We start from the raw sequence: 24,018 nt of genomic DNA, 5'->3' as shown, positions 1-24,018 counted from the left end.
ACGAAGGCATACCCCTCGCCGTCGACGAACAGCGACAGCGTGCGCAGGATGATGGACGCCGGCAGATTGCGCAGGCGCAGGTTTCGCGCCCAGGAATGCGCCTCGTCGGCGGCGATGCGGCGGGCTCGCCGTTTCGCTGATGTCATGGTGATGCTCTTAAGTTTCGGATTCAACTGGACGCGGTAAGCAACTGGAACTGAATTGGGTTTGCTATCGCGGCCCCATCAGCATGGCCTGCACGATCTTCTCGTCGGGATAGTCGAGGAACACGCCCTGCTCGATGCCGTCGCTGAGCCGCTCGAGCCAGCGGCGCGGGAAGCGTTTGACGCGGACGAGGTGATCTTTCACCGCGTCGAACTGCTCCGGCGGCATGGTCGCCGCCTCCTCCTCGGTCATAACCTGCCCGGTCGTGACGACGTGGATGGCGATATCCAGCTCGCCGAGCTTGCCGGCCTCGATCACCAGCAGCTGGATCACGTTCGCCAGCTTGGTCGCCTGCTCGCCACCGCCGGCGAGCGTCGCGATGATGCGGTCAGCCGGCATCGGACACCTCGCCCGCGGAACGGCCCTGCGTGGCCTCGGCAGCGGCCCTGCGGCGCGCGTCGAGCGCGGAGCGGCCAGGAGGCGGGTCGTTGAACCAGCCGCCCGTGAGGCCGCGCTCGGCGATGCGCAGGCGCAGCTCGGCGGCCTCGCGCAATGCCGACAGGGAAGCGCCACGCGGCGCCGGCGCGATGGTCGTCGCTGGCGCGACCGGCGGCGCGGTCACAATGACTGGCGCGGGACGCGGACGCGACACAGCCAGCCGGGTCGGCCGATAGCGCCGCGCCTGCGCCTGATCGCGCAAAATCGCGTAATACTGCACCTTGCAGGCGCCTTCGGTGCGACCCGGCATCGCCTCGACGATCGCGGGCCAAGCGAGCTTCTGCGCGTCGCGAAGCCGCAACAGCTTGGCCTGCTCATAGCTCGACCAATAGCGCTTTTTCATGCCGGCACCTCGACAGCCTCGCACGCCGGCGTGTTGCCGCCGCGTTGGATCAGCTCGGTGCCGCGGAACCATTCTTTCCAGTGCTGCGGCCACCCCCGCGCGTCAGTCTCATGGCGCGATACACAGATGATGTCGCAGCCATCGCGCTCGCAGACTTTGCGCGACGAATGGCCGTCGTCGCTGCGGACCTTTTCGCTCCAGCGATGCTTCACCGCTGCGACCTCCGAAAACGGGTCTCGAGGTCGCCGACGACAAGCGTTGTTTCAGGGCCGGAGACGTCGGCGATCGCGCGCTCGGCGACGCGGCCGCGCTGCCACCAGGCGATGGTGTAGCCGAGCATGAAGCCCGCGGCGATGAGGACCTGGTCGCGGATCATTTGCGCCCCCGGTTGCGGTCGAGCTTTTCGCCCTCCGCGATCACCAGCGCGCCAGCACGGACAAGATCGCGGCGATTACTCTGCGGCTTCCACCAGTCAAGAGACCACGGCCATGTCATCGGAGGCTCAGGCCCGAAATCGTCATCTGCTCGACGGCGCCAGGTCGGCATGATTGCGTAGGCCGAACCAGCAGCGGCCAGCTCGCCGATCGGATGCGCGTCATCGTGTGCTGTCGACCATCCCTCCTGCTCGATCTGGCGGAAGCGCTCGGCGATGACGGCTTGCATGAACGGCGACAGCGGCCGGCGGATATGCAAGGCCTCAAAGACGCGGCGAAGCAGGTAGGACCGCGCGATCGATATCACGGTCATGATCAGCGCGAACAGCAGGTTTTGCCGAAACGACACGGCGACGCCGAGCAGCGGCAGGAAATAGACCTGCGCGGCAAGGCTGATGCCGAACCCGACAACGATGTTGATGACGCTCTCCGCGAGCGACATGATTTTGCTTTGCTTCACGTTTCAGCCCCCTGCTGTTGAACGGATGCCGGCCGAACCAGCTGCGCCAAGGAGGGCGCGGCCGTCGTCGGTGACGGTGGTTTTGGTGATGCCGCAATGCGCAAAGCCCTTGCCGACGAGATGGCGCAGCATCTGCGGCTCGATCGCTTCGCCAGCGTCGATCGCCAGCAGCGCGAGCTGCTCGGCCAGCTCGTCGTCATCGACGGGCAGTCGCGTCTGCAGCGCGCCGTCGACCACCTCTGGCGCAGGCGCCTGGTCGATCTGGCGGGCGAAATCGAACAGCGTATCGGCCTGCGCACGCGGAGCGGTCAACTCGACGCGCGGCTTTGCCGGCAGCTCGGCCGCTTCCAGCTCGCGCAGGCGGTCCCAGCCCCTGCCGGTCAGCGACCATTCGACGGCGCCGCGATAGGTGAAGCCGCGCGCCAGGTAGAACTCGCCGAGCGCAGGCGCGATGTCGCGCCTGAGGTGACAGAAGTCGGACAGGATCTTGAGTGCCTCGCGCTCGCCGATCGAGGCAGGATCGAACGGCGCGGCCTCGAGCGCTGGCGCATCGCAAGCGAGCCCGGGCTCGAGCCAGTCGGCGCCGGCGAGCTGGTCGATGGTGACGACGTCGCCGGCGTCATAGGGCGCGCGGTCGGGCTCGACGGCCGCAGCGGCGCTGGCCCCGTTTTCAGTTGCTTCCGCTGCGGCCGCCTCGGCCTCGCCTTCCGGCGCGACCTCCGGCTCGGCGCCGGCCTGGTTGCCCCACGCGCCCCAACCTTCCGGCAATGGATGCTCGGCGTCGACGCGGGCGAACAGCTCGAGCACCGGCAACCCGCCGGCCATCGAGGCGATCATGTCGCGATAGAAATCCGGCTTGCGCGAATGCTCGCGCGGCCGCTCGCGATGGTTGGAGCCGAATTTCTTCTCCGGCATCGGCAGGCCCTGGCCGCGTTTGAACAGCAGCAGCAGCTCGTCCTGATCGCGGAAGATCTTTCCGGTGCCGGCGACGTCAGGATGCTCGGCGTCGGTCTTGGTCCAGACCGCACAGGTCGAATAGGCGTCAAAGCCCCAGGATTTCGCCACGGCATAGCCGAGCGGCATCTCGACGCGCGCGCGGATGACCTCGCCATCGGGCAGCGAAGTCACCTCGGTCTCGATTTCATGCAGCGCAAAGGCGTGCGCGCGCGGAATCCACAGGAACAGCCAGGCATCGGGCAGCACCATCTCCGCGACCGGCAGCGCGCAGATCTCGTCCCAGGTCATGGTCGGGTAGTGGTTTTCGTAAGAGCGATCAGTCACGCCCTGGTGCCGGCGCCAGGCCGGGTCGGCATAGATGACCGGATATTTCCGGCCCGATGGCGAGAGCAGAGCCGAGCGATCGGACAGCTCGCGGGCCAGGCTATTGCGGTGAATCCGGCCTTTCAGCTCGGAGACGACGCGATGCAGATCCATCGCGACGCGACCGGTCCCGGCGCGCATTTCGTCGGCGTGCTTTTCGAGCGCCTGCTCGAATTCGGCCGCATCCATTGCTGCAATCTGCTGCGCCCGCATTGAAAGCTTGCGGTCGATACCGGCTTCCTGGAGCGTCACGCGCAGCGGCTGGTCTTTAAAAGCCTCGAGGTCGGCCTCGGCCCGCTCAAGAGCGCCGCCATCCAACTGTTCCGATTGGGAACGGTTGGGATTGCCGGCCCGGATTTGCCCGGCCTTTTTCGCGGCGACCAGCAACTCGCCGAGGCGCCGCTCGGCCCGGAAACGGATCTGCGCGGCCTGTATCTCGAGCGCCTTGTCGCCGGCCTGGCGCGCATAATGGCGCATCGCATCGGCCTTGCTGCGGATCTCCGCGACCTCGTCGACCGCGACCGCTTCGGCCAGGGCGCGGCGCGCCGCCTCGTATCGAACCAGCTCAGTCAAAGGGGATGTCCTCCAGCTGCGGCCGCATCTTGAGCCCAGCCAAAAGGCCCGCGACGATCGCCTCGAGCGTCGGCGCGGTGCCGCGCGGGCGGCGGATGACGGCATTTGCGGGCTTGGTCAGCCAGCGCCGGTTCGCCTTGCGGTTATCCAGCGTCTGGCCGTTGATGTGGTCGACGACATGCGTGCGCAAAAATGCCTCGTCGAGGTGCGGCTCATCCTTGATCGACAGCTCGCGATGCATGCGCAGCGTCGCGCGCGACGGCCCTACATTGCGCTTGGCGTAGAGCATCCAGCTGTCGCCGCGATTCTTGCCGGCGTGCCAGACGTTCCACTGCCACTGCATGAGCCAGGGCACGTCCTCGGCATCGACCAGCGTCCAGACCTGGTCGCGCGACGACAGCCAGATCCGCGCCCACGGCGTGCCGGTGAGATCCGGCAGGCCGGAGACGTCGAAAGCGACCGCGCGCGCATCCGTGGTGATGACTGGAGCCTGCATCATTCGTCATCGCCCTCGTCGTCTGGATCAGGCTCGCCGCGCGAGCGACGCTCGGCGCGATCGGCCGCGTCCTTGACCGGATCAGACTTCGGAACGATCGAGAGCACGGTCGCCGAGGCCTTGCGGCCGGTCTTGACCTTCGGCGCCTTCGGCTCGGTCCAGGGCTCGACGAACGCGACGCCTTCCGCATCGCGCCAGATGCGAACGGGATCGCCGCCGACCTTGGCGATGATCTCGCGGCCCGCCGGCACCATCTGCTTGAGCCCGTCGATGACCTGATCGCGGCCGAGCTCGTCGGAGGCGAGCGCGGCGATCGCAGCCGCAAGCGGATTTTCCGGCAGCATGCCGACCGCGTGCATGTAGGTCTCGAGGATCTGCTCGTCCTCGGCGATCTGGTCCGGATTCTTGGCGCGCCGGCGCTTGACCATGCTGCGGATGGCCTTCGGGTCAAAACCCTGCGCCTTCGCCTCGGCGTATTGCGCGCGGATCTCGTCGCCGATTTCGGCGCGCTCGCCCTCGAGGCTGTCGATCGCCTCGAGGAAGGTTTTCAAGCGGTCGACGGTTTCGGATTTGAGCGCGGTCACGACGCAAATCCCCGCTTCCAGAGCTGCGCGACCGAGACCAGGCGCGTGTAATCGCAGCCCGCGAAATCGGCGTCATAGCGCATCAGGTCGTGGGCGATGCGATGCGCGGTCCAGGTCTTGAGGTCGTGGCCGTTGGCAAGCGCGCGCGCTGCGGCCGCGGCGACCATCTCGACGGTCGGAATGCTGCGGCCGTTCATGATGGCGCCCCGCAATTCGGGCAGCCGTGCATCCACTCGCCGCAGATCTTGCGGACATACCAGCCCTCGCTGCGAAGCTGCTCGCGTGCCTCGTCGAACTCGCGCGCGTCGGTGTGCAGCACCTCGTCGCAGCTGTCGCACTCGAACAGGATCTTGCCGCGCTGGCGGTCCATCATGACACCACCTCGAGGCGGTTTTCATCGGCGCGAAACGGCAACACCTGGCCGTAAGCGAGCACGGCCTTGGCGTCCCAGCCGGGCGGCGCCGGCATGGGCACGAACGCATCGGCGCCGAGCAGGATGACGGCCGGCGCCTCGTCGGCGATGACGACGCGGACGGCGCCGACGATGACGCGGCGGTCGAGCCCGAACAGGATGGCGCGGGCGGCTCTCATTGCCGCTTCACCCAGCGAAAGCCGGCGCCGAGGTCGCGACGGTGCAGGAACGGCGCGCTGGCGGCCGCAACGGCCAGCATCGCGCCCGCGATCAGCACGGCCGCGCACATGACCAGGAAACGCAGATCCTCAGGGTCCGCGATGCGCGCGGTGATGTCTGACATTGGCCCCTCCCCTTATTGCCCCCTCGGCAAAAACCCCTTGAAATGCAGGCCCGGCGCGCGTTTTCCACACGCGTCCACAAGGCGCGCCGAGCGACGCCGCCACTCGCGGGCCGACCGCGCACGATGCGGTTATCCACAGGCCGGAAAAATCGCTCTGCGCGGCGACGGCGAGGCGTCGATCTGAGCGGCACCGGCGGCCCATGTTCCCTGTCATGGAACAGCCCCCGCCGCCTCGATTGCTGAGATCTCCCGCTCAATCGCCTTGCGCGCCGGCCCACGCGTGGGGGGGCCGTTGGTCTCCCATCGATGGACCGTGCTCTGATCGACCCCGAAACGCTCCCCGAATGCGGCCTGGCTCTCGCCAACCCGTTCTCTAGCCAAGCGAATCAATTTCCCGTCCATGCGTCACTTAATGCGGAACGCATTAATTCCGTCAACGCCCTACGCGCTAAGTCCCAATGCAAATTGCATTCATGACCGAAGTACACGAACGGCTCGCGCAGGCCCGGAAAGAGGCCGGTTATGCCTCTGCAAGCGCAGCAGCGCGGGCGCTGGACGTCAAAGAGCCGACCTATATCGGGCACGAAAACGGGCACCGCGACCTGAAACGGGAGGTGGCGGAAACATACGCCCGGCGCTTCCACGTATCGCTAGAATGGCTATTGACCGGCAAAGGCCCAAAGGAACGGCGCCCTCTGCGCGTTAGCCCGTCTGAACAGCGGTTTGTGCCGCTTGTCGGGTATGTAGGCGCCGGCGCTCAGACCTTCTTTTTCGCCAACGACGCGCCCCTGGACGAAGTGCCTGCACCTCTTGGGGCGACGGATGCCACCGTGGCCGTCGAGATCCGCGGCGACAGCCTCGGCTCATTCTTCGATCGCTGGCTCGTCTTTTACGACGATGTTCGGCGGCCCGTCGACATCAGCCTTCTCAATAAGCTTTGCGTCGTCGGGCTCGATGACGGCCGCATCCTGATCAAAAAAGTCCAACGCAGCAAGGCCAAGGGGTTTTTTCATCTCCTCTCACAGACGGAGCCCCCAATCCTGGACGTCCGGCTTGAATGGGCTGCGAGGGTCAAAAACATGGTGCCGAGGTGAGCCTATCCAATACCGGGCAGATGATGATCGCCGTCGCCATTAGCCTCGCCGGTCTGGCGGGTTGGGGAGCCTACAATTACCTTCAGGCAACGCAGCGCGATTCCGAAGCCCAAGCGGCAGGGTTTATCGATGACGCAGATGCGCAAAAGGCAAAGGCGCGGGGCGTTTCGGATGCAGCCACATGGCACGCGAAAGTTACGGCCGAAAACGCTGAGAGGGCAAAGCTGCGAGAAGATGCCGCCAACCTGAAGGCCAAGCTCTCGATCAACCCCGCCAGCAAAATGTCTGTCGCAACTCTTGAATGGAAGGTGGGTGGCTTTGGCTCCGTTGGCCTCGTCAGCCCGACACTACGAAACGACAATGCTTTCGAGGTCAAAGACATAGAGATTGAGTGCACGTTCAGCGGCAAAAGTGGCACGCGCCTCTCCAGCAAAACATACGTCATTTTCGACACAGTCAAAGGCAAGTCGAAAAGGACCTTTAAAGATCTAAATCTTGGGTTCATCGACCAGCAATCGGCGCGAGCATTCTGCGAGGTCAATTCGGCCAAGATCGCGCTGCTCGACCGTTAATGCGTCTCGCATTGACTGCCTGATGCGGACTGCATTAAGACTGTTTCCCGTGAAACACCACGGGGGACTCAGCCTTGCCGCGCCAGCCGAACCTTTCCGCCACCGCTCATGAAGCGTCGATCCGCGTCCTAGTTCAGGAACATGCGTTTGGCGAACTCGGCGGCGAAAGCCGTGCGTGCCTTGGCATCGACGTCCAGGCCTTCCTTGGCGCACCAAGCCACGAACTCCTCCGGCTTGATTACGGCCCGCACCACGGCGAGGCCGGAAGCCTTGGCGCGGCGCTCCTGGCTCTCGGCCATCTCGCGCCATCGCTCATAGGTCGGCGGCAGGACATACGCATCCACCATGATCTCGAGAATGCGCGGATAGTCCTCGCGGTTGAACCAGCTGATGCCGACCGCAGCGACCTTTCCCATGAACGTGTCTCCTCTGAGCTTGCCAGTGGGGATGCCAGGCCCGCCGCCGACTGCGAATCGTCGGCGGGCCGCTTTGTTGATCCTAACCTGCGCGGGAGGTCGTGATGGCTAAGCGAGCCCCATCATCCCCGGATCTCTCCGCCACCGACTTCGCCCTGCAGCTGAAGCTGCACGGCTTCCTGCACCTGCGCGCCGAAGGCCGCTTCGCCGACGTCAGGGCCAAGGGCTGTCCGCGAACCGACCCGATCCTGCGCGGCAAGCGGATCGACCGCCAGGCCACGCTCGACGCCCTACTGCGGGACCGCAAGGCGCGGCAGGACGCGGCGGCCGCGGCAGAGGGCCTCCAGATCGAGCGCGAGCGCGTCGCCGCCAGAATCGCGCCGCAGGCCCTGCCCGCGGCCCGCGCTGGCCTTGAAGGCTCCGCCGCGATCGCACAGCTCGCCGACGATTTCATCACGATCACCACCCGGGCCGAGGGCGCCTCGATCCCCGACCTGGTGCGGATGGGCTGGCGCAAGTCGCAAATCTTCGAGCACGCCGACGCCGCCCGTGCGCTGGCCGCCGAGCGGCAGAACGGGGTGGCGGCCTGATGTGCATCCATTTCCCCGACCGGCTGCCGATCTGCGGCTGCCCGGATTGCCGGGTCTGCATCGACCGCGAGCTACCGCTGCCGGCGCCCGCCAACCCCTTCTCGGCTGCCCGCGCGGCGCGCTGGCATGGGCTACTCGCGGCGCAGCGCACCCTTGCGGTCGCGCTGGAGGCGTCGCTGTCGCGCAAACCCATCCTGTTCGCCGAAGGCCTGCCATGAGCGGCAACCTCAATCGCCTGCGCGGCTGCCGCTGCGGCGCCGCCTTCCTGCCGCACCGGGCCAGCCAGCGCTTCTGCTCGCGTCGCTGCGCCGCCCTGGCGCGACCCTCGCACCCCAATTTGAAGCGGCCGGTCGCCCGCGCGGCGTCGTTGCCGCAACATCTGCGCTTCACCTTGCGCCTGCTCGACGTCCAACCCCTTGAGCGGCGCGCGCGTGGCGGCTGGCGGTTCGGCTTGCGACGCATCAGTGACGGGGTCGTCGCACGCCTGATCGCCGGCGGCCACGCGGAGATCATCGGCGGCCAATATCTGCAGCGCGTGCCGCAGGAAACCGGAGAGCCAGCATGAGCTACTTGCTGATGGCGACCGCGCTCGCCGAGGATCTGCGCGCCCGCAAGCTTGCGGACATTAGCCTCGGCGATGCCGAGGCCATCATCGCCCACATGCTCGATCGCAGCGGCGATCTGGCGCGTCGCATGACGTCCGGCAATGCGCAACATGACGCTACGCTCGCCGCCACTTGCAAGGCGATGCGCGAGCGAGGCCTGCCGGTGGGCAACCCCGCCGATCGCGCCGAGGACGAACCGCCGCGCCGATGCGACACCGGCGAGGTTGATCTCGATCTCACCTGCATGGCCTGCGGCGCGATCGAGGGCGAAGCGTGCCGCAAGCAGCTATTTACCTGTCACCAGCCGGAGGGGAAATGAGATCGCCGCTGAAGCTGCGCGCGCTGTCTGTTCGCCAGCCTTGGGCATGGGCGATCATTCACGCCGGCAAGGACATCGAGAACCGCGGGCACGTCGCGATCTGGAAAGGCGCGATGAAGCCGGGCGGCCGCATCGCCATCCACGCGTCCAAGGGCATGACGAAATGCGACTACATCGAAGGCTACAATTTCATGCGGTCGCTCGGCATCCTCTGTCCTCCTGCAGGCGCGCTGATCCGCGGCGCGGTCATCGGCAGCGTCGAAGTCACCGACATCGTGACCAAGAGCGCAAGCCCTTGGTTCTTTGGACCGCGCGGCCTGGTGCTGCGCGATCCAGAGCCATGCGAGCCGATCGCGGCCGGCGGCCAGCTCGGCTTTTTCGTCTGGTCGCCGGGCGGCGAGATCGAACAGCCGCTGAAATGGATGCAGCCCAAGCCGGATGCGCGGCATCCGGTTGAGTTGCAGGCCGAGGCCGATCTCTTCAAGCAGCTAACCACCTGTCACCGGCCGGAGGGCGAGCGATGAAGTGCCCGATTTGCGGTAGTACCACCGAAATCTATTACTTCCGGGAAAACCGCATGCAGTGCCGTCGATGCAGCCACGTCGATGCTGGAACGGGCTTTGGCGCCAAATGCACATGCGCCGAACCCCACCCTTTGCCGACCTGGTACTGCCTCGCTCACGGCGACGTAACCGTTCCGATGGACTGACCAATCATGACCTACGAAACCCGTCATTCACCGACGCAAACCGTGTCGCATGAAGCGCGGTCTTGGCGCTGCTTCTTTTGCGATGAAGTGTTCACCGATCCGAAGGCGGCAGCCAACCATTTCGGCTGTGATCACCCCGGCAACGAGCCTCTCTGTAAGCTTGCCCAGGTCGATGGCGGGATCGCCAAGGTCATCGCCGATCTTGCCGAGACACTGCACGGCTTCCAGACCGAGGACAACGCCAGCTTTCGCGAATTCTATGCTCTTGGCGCCGATCATCGCGCGGCGCTGATCAAGGAGGAGCAGAAGGGTTACGATCGCGGCCTCGCCGACGCTGGCCATGCGGACAGCACCAACAACATGCTGCGCATCGTCCTGGGTAATCAGCTGGCGATGATGTGCGCGCTCCATCGGTTGATGCAGGGCTTCCTATCGCCCGATCCGCTGACGAAAGCGCGCTTGGACGCCCGCATCCTAGCGACACGCGCGCTGACCGATGCGTTCATCGGCCCATCATTTGAGCAGCTAAACACGTCTCACCGGCCGGAGGATGAGCAATGAACCGCCCCGACGCCATTGCCTACCCCCCGCGCGGGCTCTCGCGCGATGAAGCGGCCCGCTATATCGGCGTCGGCGCAACCAAGTTCGACGAGATGGTCGCGGACGGCCGGATGCCGCGGCCCAAGCGGGTCGACGGCCGGGTGATCTGGGACCGGCTGCGGCTCGAGGCGGCCTTTTCTGACCTGCCGGAGGAGCGCGCCGCCAACCCGCTGGACCGCATGCTGCAGGCCGGATAGATTCCCGCCCGGTCTTTAGGGCTAAACGTTGCGCCACCCGGATTACCCCCACGCCGACAGCTATCAGGACCGCCACGGCAAGCCCCGCTGGCGGTTTCGCCGTTCGGGCCGAACCGTCAGCCTGCCTGGCGCCCCCGGCGAACCCGCCTTCGATGCAGCCTACCGTGACGCACTGGAAGGCCGCGAGAAACGCCAGCCGGCGCCCGTGGTGCGATTGCCGGGCCAGACGGTGCCGCGCTCGCTCAAGGCGGCCTGGCTCATCCTGCGCCAGCACGACCCGGAATGGCAGGCGCTGGGGCCGGACATCAAGACGGCCCAGACCCGGATCGCCGAGCGCTTCCTGACGACTCCAGTGGTCGAGGGCGAGGCGCTGACCTTCGGCGAGGTCGCGGTCGAGCACCTCAGGCGCAAGCACGTCAAGGCGCTGCTAGCCGCGCGGTCGGAGACGCCGCATGCGGCCGCGCACCTGTTGCGCGTAATCCGCAAGCTGGTGGGAATCGCGCTCGACCAGGAATGGATCGAGATAGACCCGACCTACCGGCTAAAATACCGGCCGGCCTATGGCGGCTGGAAGGCCTGGCCCGACGAGATGCTCGACCGGTTCGAGGCGCACTGGCCGATCGGCACGACGCCGCGGCTGGTCTACTCGCTGGCGCTGTATTTCGGGCATCGCAGGTCCGACGTTAGCCGGGTTAAGCCAGCAGACCTCGCCGAAACCTCGCACAACGTGGTGCAGCAAAAGACCGGCAAGGCGCTAACGCTGCCGATCCACCCCAATCTGGCAGACGTGCTTGCGGCGATCGACGATCTGCCGCAACGGGAATTCGTGGCGATGACCGCATGGGGCAAGCCATTCAGCGCCAAGGGCCTCACGGTGCGGATGCGCGACTGGACCAAGGCGGCAGGCCTACCGCCTGGCTACACGCTCCACGGCCTGCGCAAGACGCTCGGCAAGGCCCTCGCCGAGCACGAAGCCACCACACGCCAACTGATGGACGTGCTCGGCCACGACAATATGGAGCATGCCGAGCTCTACAGCCGCGAGGCCGAGCAAAAGAAGATGGCCGCCGCCGGCATGCAAAAGCTGATGAACTGGCGCCGCAAGCCCGGTTAGCCATGCGCGCGAGAACATACGCGGCACAAGCTGGCTAACCGAAATGGCAAACGGTTGATTTCCTTGGCGGCTTTCCTTCCGCTAGGGAGCGCCACGCAGCCGGCCCGACCTAGATCGCCTTGATCTTGAGGAAGGCGAAAGCCACCATCTTCAGCAACATCCAGCCATGCCGAAACCTCGAGATCTGGGTCTCGCCATAGGTGCGCGCGGCGTAGCGGATCGGCAGATCCACCGATTTCAGATTGAGCTTCGAGGCGCCGAAGATCAGGTCGAAATCGCCGAACGGATCGAAATCGCCGAAATAGGCCTTGCCGGCCTTCAGGCGCTGATAGTCGCTGCGGCGCAGAACCTTGGTGCCGCACAGCGTGTCCGTGTAGCGCTGATTGAGCAGCCAGGAGAACAGATAGGAAAAGATCTTGTTGGCGATCAGGTTGAGGAAGCGCATCGCGCCGTCATCCATGGGATAGACCAGGCGCGATCCGTTGATGAATTCGCCCTTGCCCGACAGCAACGCCTCGGCGAATTTCGGAATCTGCTCCGGCGGCATGGTCAGGTCGGCATCGAGGATCACCAGCACGTCGCCGCGCGCAGCATCGAAGGCGGTGAAGACGGCGTCGGCCTTGCCTTTGCCGGGCTGACGCATCACCTTGATGTCCTTGGACGGGTAGGCCTGTTTGACCCGCTCCATCTCCTCGAAGGTACCGTCCTGGCTGTGGCCTTCGACGAAGATGATCTCGATATCGTTGCAAAAGTCGGGAATGCGTTGGACCGCAGGCTCGATATTGCCGCGCTCGTTGCGCGCCGGGACGACGACGGTGGCCGAGGCGAATTCTTGCCTCGCCTTGAGGCTGGAGCGCGCCACCAGATAGTGCCGCAACGCCAACTGGCGGATCCCCGGCAGTACGCTGACGAAACGATTGAGAAAGCGTCCGAGCCCGAACATCCGGACCGGTAACAGCACCCGCTGCTCCGACTTCACCGGATCGAAATCCGCAAGCCTGGCAAGGCTGCGCAAATCAGGCGGCGACAGCACGTTCTGCTCGGGATGCGGCATCCGCAGGCCGACGAATTCGGCGAATTTGAGCACCGGGTACCAGAGATGGGAGAAGTAGCCGATCACCAGCCGCGTATCCGGGGTGCAGAGCGGATGGAGCTGGGCGATGAATTTCTGGCAATCCTCGAGCGAGCCGATCGTATCGAGGACGAGGATGTAGTCGAACGGGCCCTGCAGCGCCTCGAGCGTCACCGGGTCCTCGGCATCGCCCTCGACGAAAATGAGATCAGGATGGCGCTGCCGCGCGATCGCAATTTGCTTGCGACAGAAATCGATTCCAACACCATATGACGGCGCGAGGCTCGCAAGCGTATCACCGACGCCGCAGCCGATGTCGAGCACGCGAGTCCCGGCCGGGATCAGAAACTGGAGATAGCGCTCATCCTCGTGGTGGAAAAAGCTATTCTTTTCCCGCCATGCCACGCGATCCGTAGCAATGCGCTCCGCGTGATCGAGAATGCCCGCTTTCCGCGGCGACAGGCAGCCGGACGTCACGGTCATGTCCAATGCAAGACACAGGCCTGGTTGAGCCCGCTCGAACTGAAACCAATCGCGAAACCAAACGCGGCTGCGCAAGACGACGCAGCTATCAAAATAGCCATCAACATGGTCCCCCCAGACCTCGCGGTACACAAGCGCAACAGGGAGACGAGATCAACAGGAAGATGGTCGACGAGCGATGACGCGAGATCGGGCCTCGGGCCCGTGAAAATCCGCCATCCAGGCTTGAACCTCCCCGCCCCTCACCACCGACCAACGTCGGAAGGAAACCGCCCCGCCCGCCGCGATGGCGTCACGGACGGCAAGATCTGGTTCGGCCCATGGAGCAGCGCAAATCCACCAAGAACGACCAGTTGGGCGTCCCGTCGGCGACGAGCGCGCCTCCCACTTGGATGCATCGTGCGGCGTCCTATTCGCCCGACCGGCGCGCCAGGATGCTGGAGCACATGGCGCGCGCCAGATCGGTGCCCCAGCATCAGCCCGCCGTCGCACCGGTGCCGGCACGAAAGAGCGGCCTGGACATCCTCGGTGATCTGTTCGGCTATATCGTCCTGTTCGGCGCAATCGCCATCCTGTGCATGTCGCGCATTCCCCTCTATCTCGGCGCGTTTCTGTTCTTGGCCGACGATGAGCGCATCGAAGGCGCCTTCGCGGCGGTCGGCGTGCGGTTCGAGCCCGATACGGTTGGGCCCGACCTCATCAAAGCGTTCGCGTCGTGGTTCGGATGGATCGCCCTGCTCGCGTGCTTGCGAACTTCCGCCCCTGTCTGGCTTGCGCCGCTCCTGCCGCCGTCGCAGTCGTGGGCCAACATCGCCGGCATCGCCCTTGCGCTCTCCGTGGTCGAAGCCCTCGGATCGCTTGCGATGCGACGTGCTCGGCTGCGGTTCGGATGGGAGGTCGGGCTCGACAGCCTGACTGTTACGACCATCAAATTCGTGATCGCCATCGGTGCGCTGCTGCTGGTGGTGCTGCTCGGCACTGTTTGAAGACCTGGTCCGGTCCGGGCGAGGCCGCCCGTTTACCAGAAATTTACCCCTGCTCCTGAGCTCCGGTATCATTTGCTTAGAATTCGATTGCTACCGTGGAAGTACGGAAACAATCCGAAACACAATTTTGGCGAACATGTCCGTCGCAGAGTTCCTCAGGCAGCGTGCAGTGGAAGTGGCGGTGGACGGCAGCTATTCGCTGCCTCGCTGGTACGATTGCGAGGGCAAGCTGCGAAACTTCGCCTGCCGCACCAAGCGTGTCTCGCCGTTCCGCATGATCGTGGACGTGCCGGTCGTCGGCAAAATCGGCGAGCGCGTGACCTCCTACTTCCAGGATTTCGGCGAATTCCAGGGCACCATCAGCGCCACGCTCAAGTCGGGCTTCCTGATGGAGCTCGAGATGACGCGGGCGCGTCGCGCCTGGATGTCGGAAAAGCTGACCTGGCTCGAGAAAAAGCAGAGGGATGAGAGCATCCAGGAGCTGCGGCGCGAGGCCCGCTTCGTTCCGCAGGCCTCCCACACCACTCTGACGCTGGCCGACGGCAGCGGTCATTCCTGCTTCATCATCGACGTCTCCACCGCCGGCGTCGCGATCTCCTGCGAATATGACCCGACGATAGGTACCCCGCTTGCAGTCGGCGCCTGCGTCGGGCGCGTCATCCGCAAGTTCGACAATGGCTTTGCGGTGAAATTCGCCGAGAAGCAGCAGCGCGACAACCTGCTCCGCTTGCTTGTGCGGCAGGCCGCGCCGCAGCCGGCTTGACGCCGAAGCTCAGCCTCCTGCGGTCAACCGACTTGCTCAACCGACTTGCCCAAGCGACTTGTCCAAGCGACTTGTCCAAGCGACGTGCCTAAGCATCGCTGCCCTATCTCGGCCCCAATGCAGGATCAGCCTTCGACGGTCCGGCGCGCCGGACCGTCATTTGCAGACTTGCGATCGGGGGACCGGATGGCAGTCGACAGGATCACAGTTGACAAGATCACTTGGGACCGGGTCGGCCGGGTGACCGAGCCTGGACGCTACATGTACACATTCGGCTGGCTGACGATCACGGCCGGCGATCTCGATATCTGGAAGCAATACCCGCAAGCCGCATTCACGCTGCTCGCAAACGCTTCCGAGTTGGACCAGACCATCGCCGGGGAATTCCATCTCGGCGCCTTCGACGTCGCGCCCGACGCCCCATCGCCGTTCACCACGCATTGAGCGCCGAAAGCGTCGGCCTGGTCGCCTGTGCGCCCAGCGCAGGCGAGAACGGGAACGCATGGCATGCGCATTGCTTAATATTTGCCATGATGCAGATCCCAGCCGTCGACCAAGCCTTCCTGCTGTTCCTTCTCGTCTCCTGTCTTGGTACGTGCCTCGTACGCGCCCTCTGGGAGTTGGAGCAGATCCGAACCCGCCGAATTGCGTCACCGCCGCGCCAACGTGTAACCAAGCGCGACTAGGGAATCGCGTTGTCCGGACGAGGCCTCACGCGCCCGCCTCTGGACTCGAAGCCCGCAGACGTGCATCGTGAAGAAACTGGCGCACCACCTTGATCCAACTTGGCAATTCCGGTCCAACAACAACCGGGAGCGGTCACCAAGGACGACAGGGCGGTCGTGTCATGCAGTTGATCGCGCTGGTATTCTAACATCTAGGGGTCCTGATGAATGCCCGCTGTCGCGCTTGTTAAGCGACGCGACAGCCGGTGCATGACAGATGGTCGCACGGCTGCGAGTGGATAAGCCGCCAAGGGAACCTATTTTCGACGCCGATGTACCTGATTGAAGCGTTACCCACCGTCATCGGAACGGCCGCCGTCGCCCCGGCACTGCTGATGTTGTGGCTTGTCATTGCGGCCGAGGAACGTCCCGGACCGCCAGCCCAGGTCTGGACGGCCTTCCTGCTTGGCGCAGCCAGCATTTCGCTTCTCGGCCTCGCCCGGGCCCCGTTCGCCAAGATGGTCGCCGCGCCCGATAATCCCTGGGCGGAACTTGCCATGCATTCGGTCTTCGGCGTCGCGCTGCCCGAGGAGGCGGTGAAGGTGATCGCGATCGTGCTGGTCTCCTCGACCAAGCGGCGGACCTTCGCCAATCCCATGGATACCGTGGTCTACGGCGCAGCTGTCGGCCTCGGTTTTGCGGCGTACGAAAACCTCGCTTATCTGGTCCAGCACGCCGAGATGTGGCGATCGCTGGCGGCGCTGCGCAGCGTGCTCACCGTGCCGTTCCACGGCGCACTCGGCATCATCGCTGGCGCTTATCTGACGATCGCGCGTGCCGGCACGGCACTGGGCGCGAACCGCCATCACCGCGACTGGGCCCGCCTCTCCAGCCGCCTGCTGATCTTCGCCGGCCCGCTGGCACTGCATTCGGCCTTCGACTTCCCGCTGCTCACGCTCCAACGCATGCCGGACCTCGATCCTACCTTGCGAATGTGGCTCGGCGGCGCGAGCCTGCTGATCGGTTTCAGCTCGATTGCCTTCGCCATGCGTCTGGTGCGTCGCGTCGCACGCCATCACGCGCCCCGCACCGATATCGCGCGGGAACGTCTCAGCCAGCTGCGCCGCATGTGGGCGCTGTGGCTGGCCGGCGGCGGCGTCGGCTTCCTCGGCCTCGCCTTCGTGCTGACCTCGATCCACCACTGGCTCATCAACCCCGAGCGCAATTTGACGCTGGCACTGATCCCGATCGGCTTCGTCTCGATTCTGCTCGGCCTTGCGCTGTTGGTCGTTACGACCGCGATCTACGTGCTCGGCCGCAACCGCATCCGCACAACTGGCGAAGGTTTTTCGTCAGCGCACGGCGGCGGTTGATCCAACGCATGCCAAGCGTCGGGTGTCCGTACTAGATTGAACGTACATCTTTCGATCTGGAGCTTGCCGATGACATCGCCTGAGGAATTTTCACGGCTGCAATCTGCGATGAGCAAGGCGGTAAAGGCGCATTGGAAGGCCTTTCTGTTCGAAGGCATTTTGCTCGCCGTCCTCGGCATTGCCGCGCTGATCCTGCCACCGCTCGCGAGCCTCGCCGTCACGATCTTCCTCGGCTGGATGTTCCTGATCAGCGGCATCGGCGGATTGATCGCGACCTATTGGGCGCGCACCACGCCGGGCTTCTGGTGGTCGCTGATCTCTGCGGCGCTCGCCGTACTTGCCGGCATGTTACTGCTGGCGCGCCCGATGCAGGCCGTGCTGACGCTGACCATCGTGCTCGGCGCCTATTTCCTTGCCGAGGGCGTCACCACCATCATGTACGCCCTGGAGCACCGCCGCGAGCTGAGCGGGCGCTGGTCGTGGCTGCTGATCTCGGGCCTGGTCGACATCGCGATCGCGTTCATGGTGATCACGGGACTGCCTAGCTCGGCGGAATGGGCCATCGGCGTGCTCGTCGGTATCAATCTTTTGTTCGGCGGCGCCACCCTGATCGGCATGGCGCTGGCGGCGCGCAAAAGCAACACTTGAGGCACCTGTTCGTGCGCGCGCCGATGGGGGGGGTGACAACCCGCTGGCGGCGCGCTATATGACCGGCCATGGTCACCGTCGCCACCAGCTTCTTTTGGTACTTTAGCTACGACAGCTTGCTGGCGGCAGGAGGATCGCGCTCAATCTAAGGTATTGAAGCAAAAGTCCGAACAGCCGCCAGACCTGGCGGCTTTTTTATTGGCCGGCAGGTTCTCGAAACAGACAGGAGCCCGCCGTGCTGAGCACGACCGACGATCTTCGTATCCGCGAACTGAAAGAGCTGAGCACGCCTGAGGACGTGATGCGGGAGGTCCCGCGCACCCTCACAGCCACGCGTGTGGTCATGGCGGCGCGCAACGCCATCCACGCCATCCTGGGCGGCCAGGACGACCGGCTGCTGGTCGTCGCCGGTCCCTGCTCGGTGCACGATCCCAAGGCCGCGCTCGACTACGCCGAGCGCCTCGCTAAACTCCGCGAAGACCTCGCCGACCAGCTCGAGATCGTGATGCGGGTCTATTTCGAGAAGCCGCGGACGACTGTCGGCTGGAAGGGTCTGATCAACGACCCCGATCTCGACGGCAGCTTCGACATCAACAAGGGCCTGCGCCTCGCGCGCAACGTGCTCTCGGCCGTCAACAATCTCGGCCTCCCCGCCGGCACGGAATTTTTGGACATGACGACGCCGCAATACATCGCCGACCTCGTCTCCTGGGCTGCGATCGGCGCGCGCACGACCGAAAGCCAGATCCATCGCGAGCTGGCCTCGGGTCTGTCCTGCCCGGTCGGGTTCAAGAACGGTACCGATGGCAACGTGCGCATCGCGGCGGACGCGGTGAAGTCGGCCTCGCATCCGCATCACTTCATGGCGGTGACGAAGCTTGGCCGTTCGGCGATCGCCTCGACCGCGGGCAACGAGGACTGCCACATCATCCTGCGCGGCGGCGCCAAGCCGAACTACGACGCGGCAGGCGTCGCGGCAGCGTGCAACGAACTTTCAAAATCAGGCGTCGCGCCGCTGGTGATGGTGGATGCCAGCCACGCCAATTCGAACAAGAAGCCGGAAAACCAGCCGCTGGTCATGGCCGACATCGCGGGCCAAATCTCGGGCGGGGAGAATCGCATCATGGGCGTGATGATCGAGAGCAATCTCGTCGCGGGCCGTCAGGATGTGGTACCGGGCAAGCCGCTCGTGTACGGCCAGAGCATTACCGACGGATGCATTGATTGGGCGACAACGGCCACCGTGCTCGAGCAGCTCGCTGATGCGGTCGAAATCCGCCGCAACATTGCGCGCGCCGGACTGCACGAGCGCTCCGCGTAATCAGGGACAAACACGGGCGGGGCGATGCTGTTCGCGCCCTGCCCGCTCTTGTTGCTAGCAGCCGCGGCAGATGCTCTTGATCTTCTTGTCGAGCGCCAGGTTTTCCTTGCTCAGGGGATCGTTGGGATCGTTGCTGATATTCTTTTCGTTCGGAACGTCGCCGGCACGGGGCTGTCGATGGCCGACGGGCGCCTGCGGCACCGATCCCGAGCTTGCGCCACCTGACGTCGATCCCTTGGCGGCGGGTTGGGCAATCGCCGCACCGCCAAGCAAGACCACGAGCGATGCCGCCACCATGATCTTCTTCATATCCGTACCTCCATTCCTCAAACCGCCGTCCCCCTGACCCGCTCACGCTTCGGGCGGATAGAGATGAACATCGCCGCAATAGTCGACGATACGATAGCGCGTTTCCGTCATCGCATCACCAGCATCGACTGCGGTATTTTGTGCCGCCAACACATAATTCGGCCCGATCGGTGATTTGCCGACGCCGCCGGGAATGTCGATCACGTATTCGGGCTGACATAGTCCTGACACCCGTCCGCGCAGCTGCCGCATCAAGTCCTGCCCTTGCGCCAGCGTTGTCCGAAGATGCGCCGTGCCCGGCGCGAGATCGCCGTGATGCAGATAATAGGGCTTGATCCGGCATTCGACGAAGGCCCGCATCAAATCCGACAAAGCGGCGACGTTGTCATTGACGCCGCGCAAAAGCACGGACTGGCTCACCAAGGGAATCCCGCCATCGACCAGCCGCGCGCAGGCGGCGCGGGCCGTATCCGTCAGCTCGCGTGCATGGTTGGCATGCAGCGCGACCCAGGTGGTCGCGCCCTCCACCTTGAGTGCTGCGACCATGTCCTCGCTGATACGCGCAGGGTCGGCCACGGGCACGCGGGTGTGAAGGCGGATGATCTTGACGTGATCGATTGCAGCGAGATCGGCCATGATCTCGCTCATGCGACGCGGCGACAGCATCAGGGGGTCGCCGCCGGTCAGGATCACCTCCCAGACCTCGCTGTGCGCACGAATGTAGTCGATCGCCGCGCGATAGGCGCTGTCCGAGAGTGCGTTCTCCTTGCCGGGACCGACCATCTCGCGGCGGAAGCAGAAGCGGCAGTAGACCGCGCAGACATGGACGAGCTTGAACAGCACGCGATCGGGATAACGGTGCACGATGCCCGATACGGGCGAATGCGGGTGATCGCCGATCGGATCGGCATTCTCGCCCGGCTGCATCTGGAGCTCCGCAGCGGCGGGAACGAACTGGCGCGCGATCGGGTCATCGGGATCGGCGGGGTCGATCAGCTCGACCAGCGCCGGCGTGATCGCAACTGCATAACGCGCGGCCACGCGTTCCAGCGCGGGCAGAGCCGTGACAGGCGCGAGGTCCGCAGCCACGAGCTCGGCCGGCTCGCGCAATGTCTTCGCAAGATTGGTCTTGGTCATCTCTCATCCGCAGGTGGTGTCCAGACCACCTGATCAATGCGTGTTGCGCCGCTTGCCAGCATCACCAGCCGGTCGAAGCCGAGCGCGACGCCGCTGGCGTCAGGCATTTGGGCGACAGCGGCCAAAAAGTCCTCGTCCAGCGGATAGGCCTCGCCGTAGCGTCGCTGCTTCTCTGCCATCGACTCCGTGAAGCGCTTGCGCTGCTCTTCAGCGTCGGTCAATTCGCCAAAGCCGTTGGCGAGCTCGACGCCGCAGGCATAGACCTCGAACCGTTCTGCGACCCGTGGGTCGTCCGTCTTCACCCGCGCCAGCGCCGCCTCTGGAGACGGGTATTCGAACAGAATGGTCAAACGCCCCTGCCCCAGATGCGGCTCGACATGTTCAACCAGGACCTTGCTGAAGATGTCCGACCAGGTGTCGTCCTCGGCGACCCGGACCTTGCCGTCGGCCGCTTGAGCGAGCGCGGACCGATTACCGCTGTTACCCGAGATTGTCGATAGCAGGTCGATTCCAGCGAAGCGCTCGAACGCGCCGCCAACTGTCAACAGCTCCGGCTCGGCGAATGGGTCGGAGGTGTGGCCCCGGAAGGCGAAAGTCCCGATTCCGGTCGCCTGGGCCGCAGTGGCGATCACGACCACTGTGTCCGCCATGATAGCATCGTAGGGGGCCCCTGCCCGATACCATTCCAGCATGGTGAATTCGGGCAGATGCAGGTCGCCGCGCTCGCGGTCCCGGAACACCCGGGCGAACTCGAAAATCCGTTGCTCGCCAGCGGCCAGCAGCTTCTTGCAGGCGAATTCGGGCGAAGTCCGCAAGTATCGGCTGGCTCGGCTGCCGTCGGCCCGGATGATCTCGGTCCGGGGGGCGTGCAGATGGGTCTCATTACCTGGGGAGACCTGGAGAACCGAGGTTTCGACCTCGATAAAGCCCTGCTCGGCGAAAAAGTCCCTGACTGACCTGGTAACGGCCGCCCTGGCCTGGAGGAACGGCCGCCGGTCGAGATGCCGCGAGGGGGTCCAGAACGGCGATATCGGCTTGTCCCCAGCCATCAACCGAACGTCCCCTGGACCAGCAAAGTGCTGGCATCCAACGGCAAAATCAGTATGTTGCGGCCCGAAACGGGCGCCGAGGTCTGATTTGAGGCCCCAAGTCCCCCATCGATTTGACCACGTCCTGGCCTGAGCCGGGCCAAGCAAGCAGGAAATACAGCTTTGAGAGTCATCGCCAGTTCTATTCGCAAGGGCAACGTGATCGAGCAAGACGGCAAGCTCTATGTCGTCGTGAGCGCCGAGAACATCCATCCCGGCAAGGGCACGCCGGTCAGCCAGATCGAAATGCGCCGAATCTCGGACGGGGTAAAGATCTCCGAGCGCTACAAGACCACCGATCAGGTCGAAAAGGCGACGATTGAAGAGCGCAACTACACCTTCCTGTATGAAGATGGAGACGGCTTCCACTTCATGAACCCCGAGACCTTCGATCAGGTCCAGGTTTCCAAGGACGTCGTCGGCGATGCCGCCGCCTATCTCCAACCAGATATGACCGTCAAGCTGTCCATGCACGACACCAACCCGGTGTCGATCGCGCTGCCGCAGCGCGTGACGCTGGAGGTGGTGGACACGGAGCCCGTGACCAAAGGCCAGACCGCCTCCTCGTCGTACAAGCCGGCGGTGCTGTCCAACGGAGTCCGCACCACCGTACCGCCGCACATCACGGTCGGCACCCGTATCGTGGTGATGACCGAAGACGGCTCCTACTCCGAGCGCGCAAAGGACTAAGCCAGGGGCTGGGCCAAGGGATCGGGGATCAGGGCAAGTGCCGCCGGGGGGCGAGACAGTGGTTGGGAAGAGTTTCCGCTTCGTCTCGCTGTTTCTGGCGTCGCTCGCACTCCTCACCGCCACGCCCGTCGCTGCGGACGAGATCCGCAGCCCGTCCCTCACCGCCCTGCGCGTCGATTGGCGCGCAGCGCTGGACCAGCTCCGCACCGAGATCAACAGCCGCCCGCAGATCGCGGGCGATTTCATCTTCGTGCCGCGTCGGTCGGTGCCGCGTTTTGATCCGCGGGGAATGCCGGCCCTGGTGCAGCTCAATGCGATCTCCTCGCAATTCTACACCGGCATCGCCCGCAGCTCGGTTCCCGTGCTGCTGCCGTTCGATGCTGCCGCCTATCTCGAGGCGCAACGCAACGGTGCCCCGGCCACATCAGCGCTTTCGCGCTACCAGGCCGATTTCAATCCCGTCGATATGTTCGACGCCGGCCCTGCCGGTTACAGCGCAACGTTCTCACTCGAGCCCGGTGCCGGCGACGGCATGCCGGCCCGCGTGTTCGCAAAGCCGGTCGAGATTCAAATCACGGGATCTGCCCTCGTCTACGACATCGCCGATCCCGCCGGCGGCAAGGGCGAGCCGGTCAAACCGCTGGCATCCATCTATCCGGATCTGCGGAAGTTCATCCGCGAGGGCTATGTGCGCTACGCCTTCACGCGGTTTGGCGTGGCCTATGTGGTGTCCATTCAGTGCCTCGACAGCGTCGCAAAACCACGGCGGCTGGCATGCAAGGAGGCCTATCCGGTTGCCGAGCGCTTCCTGAAGGCGCTGCACGTCGCAGGCGGCCAGCGCATGCGGCCGCTGATGGACGTTGCCTCATACGTGATCGATCGCCCCGCCGCGCGCTCGGCGGATTTCGGCTACCGGCCCAGCGGCGACATCATCCCGAACACCGGCTATCGCAAACAGGGCGGCCACCCTGATGTGATGGCCTATGCGCAGATCCGCTTCCCGCTCGAGAAGGCGCCGGCCTTCGTGCATTCGCAATCCTACGCCAAACGCGACAAGGATGACCGCCCGACCGCCTATCCCTGGCGTGACAATTTCTGCGAGTCCCGCAGCTTCGAGGTCTGGCAATGCGGCGGCGGCTTCGGTCACCAGGGCGAGGACATCCGCGCCGCCGACTGCCCCTCGCCCGGCGATGCCCGCGAGCCCTGCGATCCCAAGCAACGCGGCGTCGTTGCCGTCCGCGACGCCATGGTGATCCGGACCTCCAGGGATCAGGCTGCGACGCTTGAAGTGAACAGCCGCACCGAGCACATCCGCTTTCGCTACATGCACATGAATCCGCAGGCGTTGAACGCCGACAGGGTGCTCAACGGCCGCATCGTCGCCGAAGGCGAGAAGATCGGCGTGATCTCGAACTATCTCGATCATCCCGCAGGCACGTCAATGCACCTGCATTTCGACGTCCAGGTGTTCACTCGTGACGGCTGGATCTGGGTCAGCCCCTACGTTACGCTGGTCTCGGCCTATGAGCGCCTGATCCGCGCCCGCGGGCGCGAGATCGGCACGGAGATCGCCGGCACCCCGCAACCGGTCGCGCACGCGCTGCCCGAGGACGTCGTCAAGCCCGACCTGCGCGAGGGATCGAGCAGCGAAGAGAACTGA

Annotated in this window: 36 protein-coding genes; 18 read left to right on the top strand and 18 right to left on the bottom strand. The window is 64.8% G+C overall.

Annotated features, from left to right (window positions below; translation table 11 throughout):
• Positions 1-210: 210 nt before the first annotated feature.
• From HYH07_RS30990 to HYH07_RS36875, 13 genes are all read right to left on the bottom strand, one after another.
• The gene (locus tag HYH07_RS30990; RefSeq protein ID WP_220006026.1) at positions 211-543 is read right to left on the bottom strand and encodes a hypothetical protein; all 333 of its coding nucleotides are present in this window, start codon (positions 541-543) and stop codon (positions 211-213) included.
• A complete protein-coding gene (locus HYH07_RS30985) occupies positions 533-985 on the bottom strand; it encodes an SANT/Myb-like DNA-binding domain-containing protein (RefSeq protein ID WP_220006025.1) in 453 nt (150 codons plus the stop codon). The genes HYH07_RS30990 and HYH07_RS30985 overlap by 11 nt, the downstream gene beginning before the upstream one ends.
• A complete protein-coding gene (locus HYH07_RS30980) occupies positions 982-1,197 on the bottom strand; it encodes a cytochrome C (RefSeq protein WP_220006024.1) in 216 nt (71 codons plus the stop codon). Before HYH07_RS30980 ends, HYH07_RS30985 begins: the two co-directional genes overlap by 4 nt.
• Positions 1,194-1,361, bottom strand: a complete 168-nt coding sequence (locus HYH07_RS30975) for a hypothetical protein (protein ID WP_220006023.1) — start codon at positions 1,359-1,361, stop codon at positions 1,194-1,196. The genes HYH07_RS30980 and HYH07_RS30975 overlap by 4 nt, the downstream gene beginning before the upstream one ends.
• Positions 1,358-1,879, bottom strand: a complete 522-nt coding sequence (locus tag HYH07_RS30970) for a hypothetical protein (protein WP_220006022.1) — start codon at positions 1,877-1,879, stop codon at positions 1,358-1,360. Before HYH07_RS30970 ends, HYH07_RS30975 begins: the two co-directional genes overlap by 4 nt.
• A 3-nt stretch (positions 1,880-1,882) precedes the next feature.
• Positions 1,883-3,772, bottom strand: a complete 1,890-nt coding sequence (locus tag HYH07_RS30965) for an MT-A70 family methyltransferase (protein WP_220006021.1) — start codon at positions 3,770-3,772, stop codon at positions 1,883-1,885.
• Positions 3,765-4,271 carry an HNH endonuclease gene (locus HYH07_RS30960; RefSeq protein WP_220006020.1) on the bottom strand — a complete coding sequence of 169 codons (507 nt, stop codon included), beginning with the start codon at positions 4,269-4,271 and terminating at the stop codon, positions 3,765-3,767. The genes HYH07_RS30965 and HYH07_RS30960 overlap by 8 nt, the downstream gene beginning before the upstream one ends.
• Entirely contained in the window at positions 4,268-4,852 is a 585-nt protein-coding gene (locus HYH07_RS30955) for a DUF2312 domain-containing protein (protein ID WP_220006019.1), read from the bottom strand. Before HYH07_RS30955 ends, HYH07_RS30960 begins: the two co-directional genes overlap by 4 nt.
• Positions 4,849-5,049: a hypothetical protein gene (locus tag HYH07_RS30950; RefSeq protein ID WP_220006018.1), complete on the bottom strand. Its 201-nt coding sequence runs from the start codon at positions 5,047-5,049 to the stop codon at positions 4,849-4,851. Before HYH07_RS30950 ends, HYH07_RS30955 begins: the two co-directional genes overlap by 4 nt.
• Positions 5,046-5,225 (bottom strand): hypothetical protein, encoded by a 180-nt coding sequence (locus tag HYH07_RS30945; protein ID WP_220006017.1) that lies wholly within the window; start codon positions 5,223-5,225, stop codon positions 5,046-5,048. The genes HYH07_RS30950 and HYH07_RS30945 overlap by 4 nt, the downstream gene beginning before the upstream one ends.
• Positions 5,222-5,443, bottom strand: coding sequence for a hypothetical protein (locus tag HYH07_RS30940; protein WP_220006016.1), 222 nt, complete (start codon positions 5,441-5,443; stop codon positions 5,222-5,224). The genes HYH07_RS30945 and HYH07_RS30940 overlap by 4 nt, the downstream gene beginning before the upstream one ends.
• Complete coding sequence (locus HYH07_RS30935; protein WP_220006015.1) at positions 5,440-5,607, bottom strand: hypothetical protein; 168 nt, start codon at positions 5,605-5,607, stop codon at positions 5,440-5,442. The genes HYH07_RS30940 and HYH07_RS30935 overlap by 4 nt, the downstream gene beginning before the upstream one ends.
• Positions 5,608-5,817: 210 nt before the next feature.
• Positions 5,818-6,009, bottom strand: coding sequence for a helix-turn-helix transcriptional regulator (locus tag HYH07_RS36875; protein WP_220006014.1), 192 nt, complete (start codon positions 6,007-6,009; stop codon positions 5,818-5,820).
• Positions 6,010-6,080: 71 nt separating this feature from the next.
• Between HYH07_RS36875 and HYH07_RS30925 the strand changes: the two genes are divergently transcribed.
• Together HYH07_RS30925 and HYH07_RS30920 are read left to right on the top strand one after the other, a co-directional pair.
• Positions 6,081-6,701, top strand: coding sequence for an XRE family transcriptional regulator (locus tag HYH07_RS30925; RefSeq protein ID WP_220006013.1), 621 nt, complete (start codon positions 6,081-6,083; stop codon positions 6,699-6,701).
• Positions 6,702-6,721: 20 nt separating this feature from the next.
• Positions 6,722-7,273 carry a hypothetical protein gene (locus tag HYH07_RS30920; RefSeq protein ID WP_220006012.1) on the top strand — a complete coding sequence of 184 codons (552 nt, stop codon included), beginning with the start codon at positions 6,722-6,724 and terminating at the stop codon, positions 7,271-7,273.
• A 128-nt stretch (positions 7,274-7,401) separates the two neighbouring features.
• On the opposite strand, the gene HYH07_RS30915 is transcribed toward HYH07_RS30920, so the two are convergent.
• Positions 7,402-7,689 (bottom strand): hypothetical protein, encoded by a 288-nt coding sequence (locus tag HYH07_RS30915; protein ID WP_220006011.1) that lies wholly within the window; start codon positions 7,687-7,689, stop codon positions 7,402-7,404.
• 104 nt (positions 7,690-7,793) lie between these two features.
• Between HYH07_RS30915 and HYH07_RS30910 the strand changes: the two genes are divergently transcribed.
• From HYH07_RS30910 to HYH07_RS30875, 8 genes are all read left to right on the top strand, one after another.
• Positions 7,794-8,279 carry a phospholipase gene (locus HYH07_RS30910; protein WP_220006010.1) on the top strand — a complete coding sequence of 162 codons (486 nt, stop codon included), beginning with the start codon at positions 7,794-7,796 and terminating at the stop codon, positions 8,277-8,279.
• Entirely contained in the window at positions 8,279-8,497 is a 219-nt protein-coding gene (locus tag HYH07_RS30905) for a hypothetical protein (protein WP_220006009.1), read from the top strand. The genes HYH07_RS30910 and HYH07_RS30905 overlap by 1 nt, the downstream gene beginning before the upstream one ends.
• Entirely contained in the window at positions 8,494-8,844 is a 351-nt protein-coding gene (locus HYH07_RS30900; protein ID WP_220006031.1) for a hypothetical protein, read from the top strand. Before HYH07_RS30905 ends, HYH07_RS30900 begins: the two co-directional genes overlap by 4 nt.
• An 11-nt stretch (positions 8,845-8,855) precedes the next feature.
• Entirely contained in the window at positions 8,856-9,203 is a 348-nt protein-coding gene (locus HYH07_RS30895) for a hypothetical protein (protein WP_220006008.1), read from the top strand.
• A complete protein-coding gene (locus HYH07_RS30890; protein WP_220006007.1) occupies positions 9,200-9,727 on the top strand; it encodes a hypothetical protein in 528 nt (175 codons plus the stop codon). The genes HYH07_RS30895 and HYH07_RS30890 overlap by 4 nt, the downstream gene beginning before the upstream one ends.
• Positions 9,728-9,918: 191 nt before the next feature.
• Complete coding sequence (locus HYH07_RS30885) at positions 9,919-10,473, top strand: hypothetical protein (RefSeq protein WP_220006006.1); 555 nt, start codon at positions 9,919-9,921, stop codon at positions 10,471-10,473.
• A complete protein-coding gene (locus HYH07_RS30880; RefSeq protein ID WP_220006005.1) occupies positions 10,470-10,709 on the top strand; it encodes a hypothetical protein in 240 nt (79 codons plus the stop codon). The genes HYH07_RS30885 and HYH07_RS30880 overlap by 4 nt, the downstream gene beginning before the upstream one ends.
• A 28-nt stretch (positions 10,710-10,737) precedes the next feature.
• The gene (locus HYH07_RS30875) at positions 10,738-11,823 is read left to right on the top strand and encodes a tyrosine-type recombinase/integrase (protein ID WP_220006004.1); all 1,086 of its coding nucleotides are present in this window, start codon (positions 10,738-10,740) and stop codon (positions 11,821-11,823) included.
• Between the two features lie 109 nt (positions 11,824-11,932).
• Here HYH07_RS30875 and HYH07_RS30870 read toward each other — a convergent pair whose 3' ends face one another.
• Complete coding sequence (locus tag HYH07_RS30870; RefSeq protein ID WP_220006003.1) at positions 11,933-13,378, bottom strand: glycosyltransferase; 1,446 nt, start codon at positions 13,376-13,378, stop codon at positions 11,933-11,935.
• Positions 13,379-13,698: 320 nt separating this feature from the next.
• Between HYH07_RS30870 and HYH07_RS30865 the strand changes: the two genes are divergently transcribed.
• From HYH07_RS30865 to HYH07_RS30840, 6 genes are all read left to right on the top strand, one after another.
• Positions 13,699-14,364 (top strand): hypothetical protein, encoded by a 666-nt coding sequence (locus tag HYH07_RS30865; protein WP_220006002.1) that lies wholly within the window; start codon positions 13,699-13,701, stop codon positions 14,362-14,364.
• 136 nt (positions 14,365-14,500) lie between these two features.
• Positions 14,501-15,127, top strand: a complete 627-nt coding sequence (locus HYH07_RS30860) for a PilZ domain-containing protein (protein ID WP_220006001.1) — start codon at positions 14,501-14,503, stop codon at positions 15,125-15,127.
• Between the two features lie 186 nt (positions 15,128-15,313).
• On the top strand, positions 15,314-15,571 hold the full coding sequence (locus tag HYH07_RS30855; RefSeq protein WP_057754680.1) for a hypothetical protein: 258 nt from the start codon (positions 15,314-15,316) through the stop codon (positions 15,569-15,571).
• 553 nt (positions 15,572-16,124) lie between these two features.
• On the top strand, positions 16,125-17,165 hold the full coding sequence (locus HYH07_RS30850) for a PrsW family glutamic-type intramembrane protease (RefSeq protein WP_220006000.1): 1,041 nt from the start codon (positions 16,125-16,127) through the stop codon (positions 17,163-17,165).
• 69 nt (positions 17,166-17,234) lie between these two features.
• A complete protein-coding gene (locus tag HYH07_RS30845; protein ID WP_220005999.1) occupies positions 17,235-17,813 on the top strand; it encodes an HdeD family acid-resistance protein in 579 nt (192 codons plus the stop codon).
• 235 nt (positions 17,814-18,048) lie between these two features.
• A complete protein-coding gene (locus HYH07_RS30840; RefSeq protein WP_220005998.1) occupies positions 18,049-19,134 on the top strand; it encodes a 3-deoxy-7-phosphoheptulonate synthase in 1,086 nt (361 codons plus the stop codon).
• Between the two features lie 54 nt (positions 19,135-19,188).
• On the opposite strand, the gene HYH07_RS30835 is transcribed toward HYH07_RS30840, so the two are convergent.
• The 3 genes from HYH07_RS30835 to epmA are packed head-to-tail and all read right to left on the bottom strand — an operon-like array spanning position 19,189 to position 21,629.
• Entirely contained in the window at positions 19,189-19,443 is a 255-nt protein-coding gene (locus HYH07_RS30835) for a hypothetical protein (protein WP_220005997.1), read from the bottom strand.
• Between the two features lie 42 nt (positions 19,444-19,485).
• Complete coding sequence (locus HYH07_RS30830; protein ID WP_220005996.1) at positions 19,486-20,580, bottom strand: lysine-2,3-aminomutase-like protein; 1,095 nt, start codon at positions 20,578-20,580, stop codon at positions 19,486-19,488.
• Positions 20,577-21,629, bottom strand: coding sequence for an EF-P lysine aminoacylase EpmA (gene epmA, locus HYH07_RS30825; RefSeq protein ID WP_220005995.1), 1,053 nt, complete (start codon positions 21,627-21,629; stop codon positions 20,577-20,579). The genes HYH07_RS30830 and epmA overlap by 4 nt, the downstream gene beginning before the upstream one ends.
• A 162-nt stretch (positions 21,630-21,791) precedes the next feature.
• Between epmA and efp the strand changes: the two genes are divergently transcribed.
• Together efp and HYH07_RS30815 are read left to right on the top strand one after the other, a co-directional pair.
• On the top strand, positions 21,792-22,358 hold the full coding sequence (gene efp, locus HYH07_RS30820) for an elongation factor P (RefSeq protein WP_057754657.1): 567 nt from the start codon (positions 21,792-21,794) through the stop codon (positions 22,356-22,358).
• Between the two features lie 37 nt (positions 22,359-22,395).
• Positions 22,396-24,018, top strand: coding sequence for a M23 family peptidase (locus HYH07_RS30815; RefSeq protein ID WP_220005994.1), 1,623 nt, complete (start codon positions 22,396-22,398; stop codon positions 24,016-24,018).

Origin of the sequence: Bradyrhizobium sp. BR 10261, assembly GCF_019455395.1 — a bacterium.
GTDB classification, from domain to species: Bacteria; Pseudomonadota; Alphaproteobacteria; order Rhizobiales; family Xanthobacteraceae; genus Bradyrhizobium; species Bradyrhizobium manausense.
This window is presented reverse-complemented; position numbering and strand designations above follow the sequence as displayed.

What these genes read in the sequence shown, in the direction of transcription:
- HYH07_RS30905 (WP_220006009.1), top strand. Translation starts at nt 8,279, where the DNA reads ATGTGCATCCATTTCCCCGACCGGCTGCCGATCTGCGGCTGCCCGGAT.
- HYH07_RS30975 (WP_220006023.1), bottom strand. Translation starts at nt 1,361, where the DNA reads ATGATCCGCGACCAGGTCCTCATCGCCGCGGGCTTCATGCTCGGCTAC.
- HYH07_RS30845 (WP_220005999.1), top strand. Translation starts at nt 17,235, where the DNA reads ATGACATCGCCTGAGGAATTTTCACGGCTGCAATCTGCGATGAGCAAG.
- HYH07_RS30920 (WP_220006012.1), top strand. Translation starts at nt 6,722, where the DNA reads ATGATGATCGCCGTCGCCATTAGCCTCGCCGGTCTGGCGGGTTGGGGA.
- HYH07_RS30985 (WP_220006025.1), bottom strand. Translation starts at nt 985, where the DNA reads ATGAAAAAGCGCTATTGGTCGAGCTATGAGCAGGCCAAGCTGTTGCGG.
- HYH07_RS30950 (WP_220006018.1), bottom strand. Translation starts at nt 5,049, where the DNA reads ATGAACGGCCGCAGCATTCCGACCGTCGAGATGGTCGCCGCGGCCGCA.
- HYH07_RS30885 (WP_220006006.1), top strand. Translation starts at nt 9,919, where the DNA reads ATGACCTACGAAACCCGTCATTCACCGACGCAAACCGTGTCGCATGAA.
- HYH07_RS36875 (WP_220006014.1), bottom strand. Translation starts at nt 6,009, where the DNA reads ATGGACGGGAAATTGATTCGCTTGGCTAGAGAACGGGTTGGCGAGAGC.
- HYH07_RS30860 (WP_220006001.1), top strand. Translation starts at nt 14,501, where the DNA reads ATGTCCGTCGCAGAGTTCCTCAGGCAGCGTGCAGTGGAAGTGGCGGTG.
- HYH07_RS30960 (WP_220006020.1), bottom strand. Translation starts at nt 4,271, where the DNA reads ATGATGCAGGCTCCAGTCATCACCACGGATGCGCGCGCGGTCGCTTTC.
- HYH07_RS30910 (WP_220006010.1), top strand. Translation starts at nt 7,794, where the DNA reads ATGGCTAAGCGAGCCCCATCATCCCCGGATCTCTCCGCCACCGACTTC.
- HYH07_RS30850 (WP_220006000.1), top strand. Translation starts at nt 16,125, where the DNA reads ATGTACCTGATTGAAGCGTTACCCACCGTCATCGGAACGGCCGCCGTC.
- epmA (WP_220005995.1), bottom strand. Translation starts at nt 21,629, where the DNA reads ATGGCTGGGGACAAGCCGATATCGCCGTTCTGGACCCCCTCGCGGCAT.
- HYH07_RS30870 (WP_220006003.1), bottom strand. Translation starts at nt 13,378, where the DNA reads ATGACCGTGACGTCCGGCTGCCTGTCGCCGCGGAAAGCGGGCATTCTC.
- HYH07_RS30865 (WP_220006002.1), top strand. Translation starts at nt 13,699, where the DNA reads ATGGAGCAGCGCAAATCCACCAAGAACGACCAGTTGGGCGTCCCGTCG.
- HYH07_RS30855 (WP_057754680.1), top strand. Translation starts at nt 15,314, where the DNA reads ATGGCAGTCGACAGGATCACAGTTGACAAGATCACTTGGGACCGGGTC.
- HYH07_RS30895 (WP_220006008.1), top strand. Translation starts at nt 8,856, where the DNA reads ATGGCGACCGCGCTCGCCGAGGATCTGCGCGCCCGCAAGCTTGCGGAC.
- HYH07_RS30915 (WP_220006011.1), bottom strand. Translation starts at nt 7,689, where the DNA reads ATGGGAAAGGTCGCTGCGGTCGGCATCAGCTGGTTCAACCGCGAGGAC.
- HYH07_RS30925 (WP_220006013.1), top strand. Translation starts at nt 6,081, where the DNA reads ATGACCGAAGTACACGAACGGCTCGCGCAGGCCCGGAAAGAGGCCGGT.
- HYH07_RS30830 (WP_220005996.1), bottom strand. Translation starts at nt 20,580, where the DNA reads ATGACCAAGACCAATCTTGCGAAGACATTGCGCGAGCCGGCCGAGCTC.
- HYH07_RS30890 (WP_220006007.1), top strand. Translation starts at nt 9,200, where the DNA reads ATGAGATCGCCGCTGAAGCTGCGCGCGCTGTCTGTTCGCCAGCCTTGG.
- HYH07_RS30990 (WP_220006026.1), bottom strand. Translation starts at nt 543, where the DNA reads ATGCCGGCTGACCGCATCATCGCGACGCTCGCCGGCGGTGGCGAGCAG.
- HYH07_RS30900 (WP_220006031.1), top strand. Translation starts at nt 8,494, where the DNA reads ATGAGCGGCAACCTCAATCGCCTGCGCGGCTGCCGCTGCGGCGCCGCC.
- HYH07_RS30945 (WP_220006017.1), bottom strand. Translation starts at nt 5,225, where the DNA reads ATGATGGACCGCCAGCGCGGCAAGATCCTGTTCGAGTGCGACAGCTGC.
- HYH07_RS30835 (WP_220005997.1), bottom strand. Translation starts at nt 19,443, where the DNA reads ATGAAGAAGATCATGGTGGCGGCATCGCTCGTGGTCTTGCTTGGCGGT.
- HYH07_RS30940 (WP_220006016.1), bottom strand. Translation starts at nt 5,443, where the DNA reads ATGAGAGCCGCCCGCGCCATCCTGTTCGGGCTCGACCGCCGCGTCATC.
- HYH07_RS30935 (WP_220006015.1), bottom strand. Translation starts at nt 5,607, where the DNA reads ATGTCAGACATCACCGCGCGCATCGCGGACCCTGAGGATCTGCGTTTC.
- HYH07_RS30880 (WP_220006005.1), top strand. Translation starts at nt 10,470, where the DNA reads ATGAACCGCCCCGACGCCATTGCCTACCCCCCGCGCGGGCTCTCGCGC.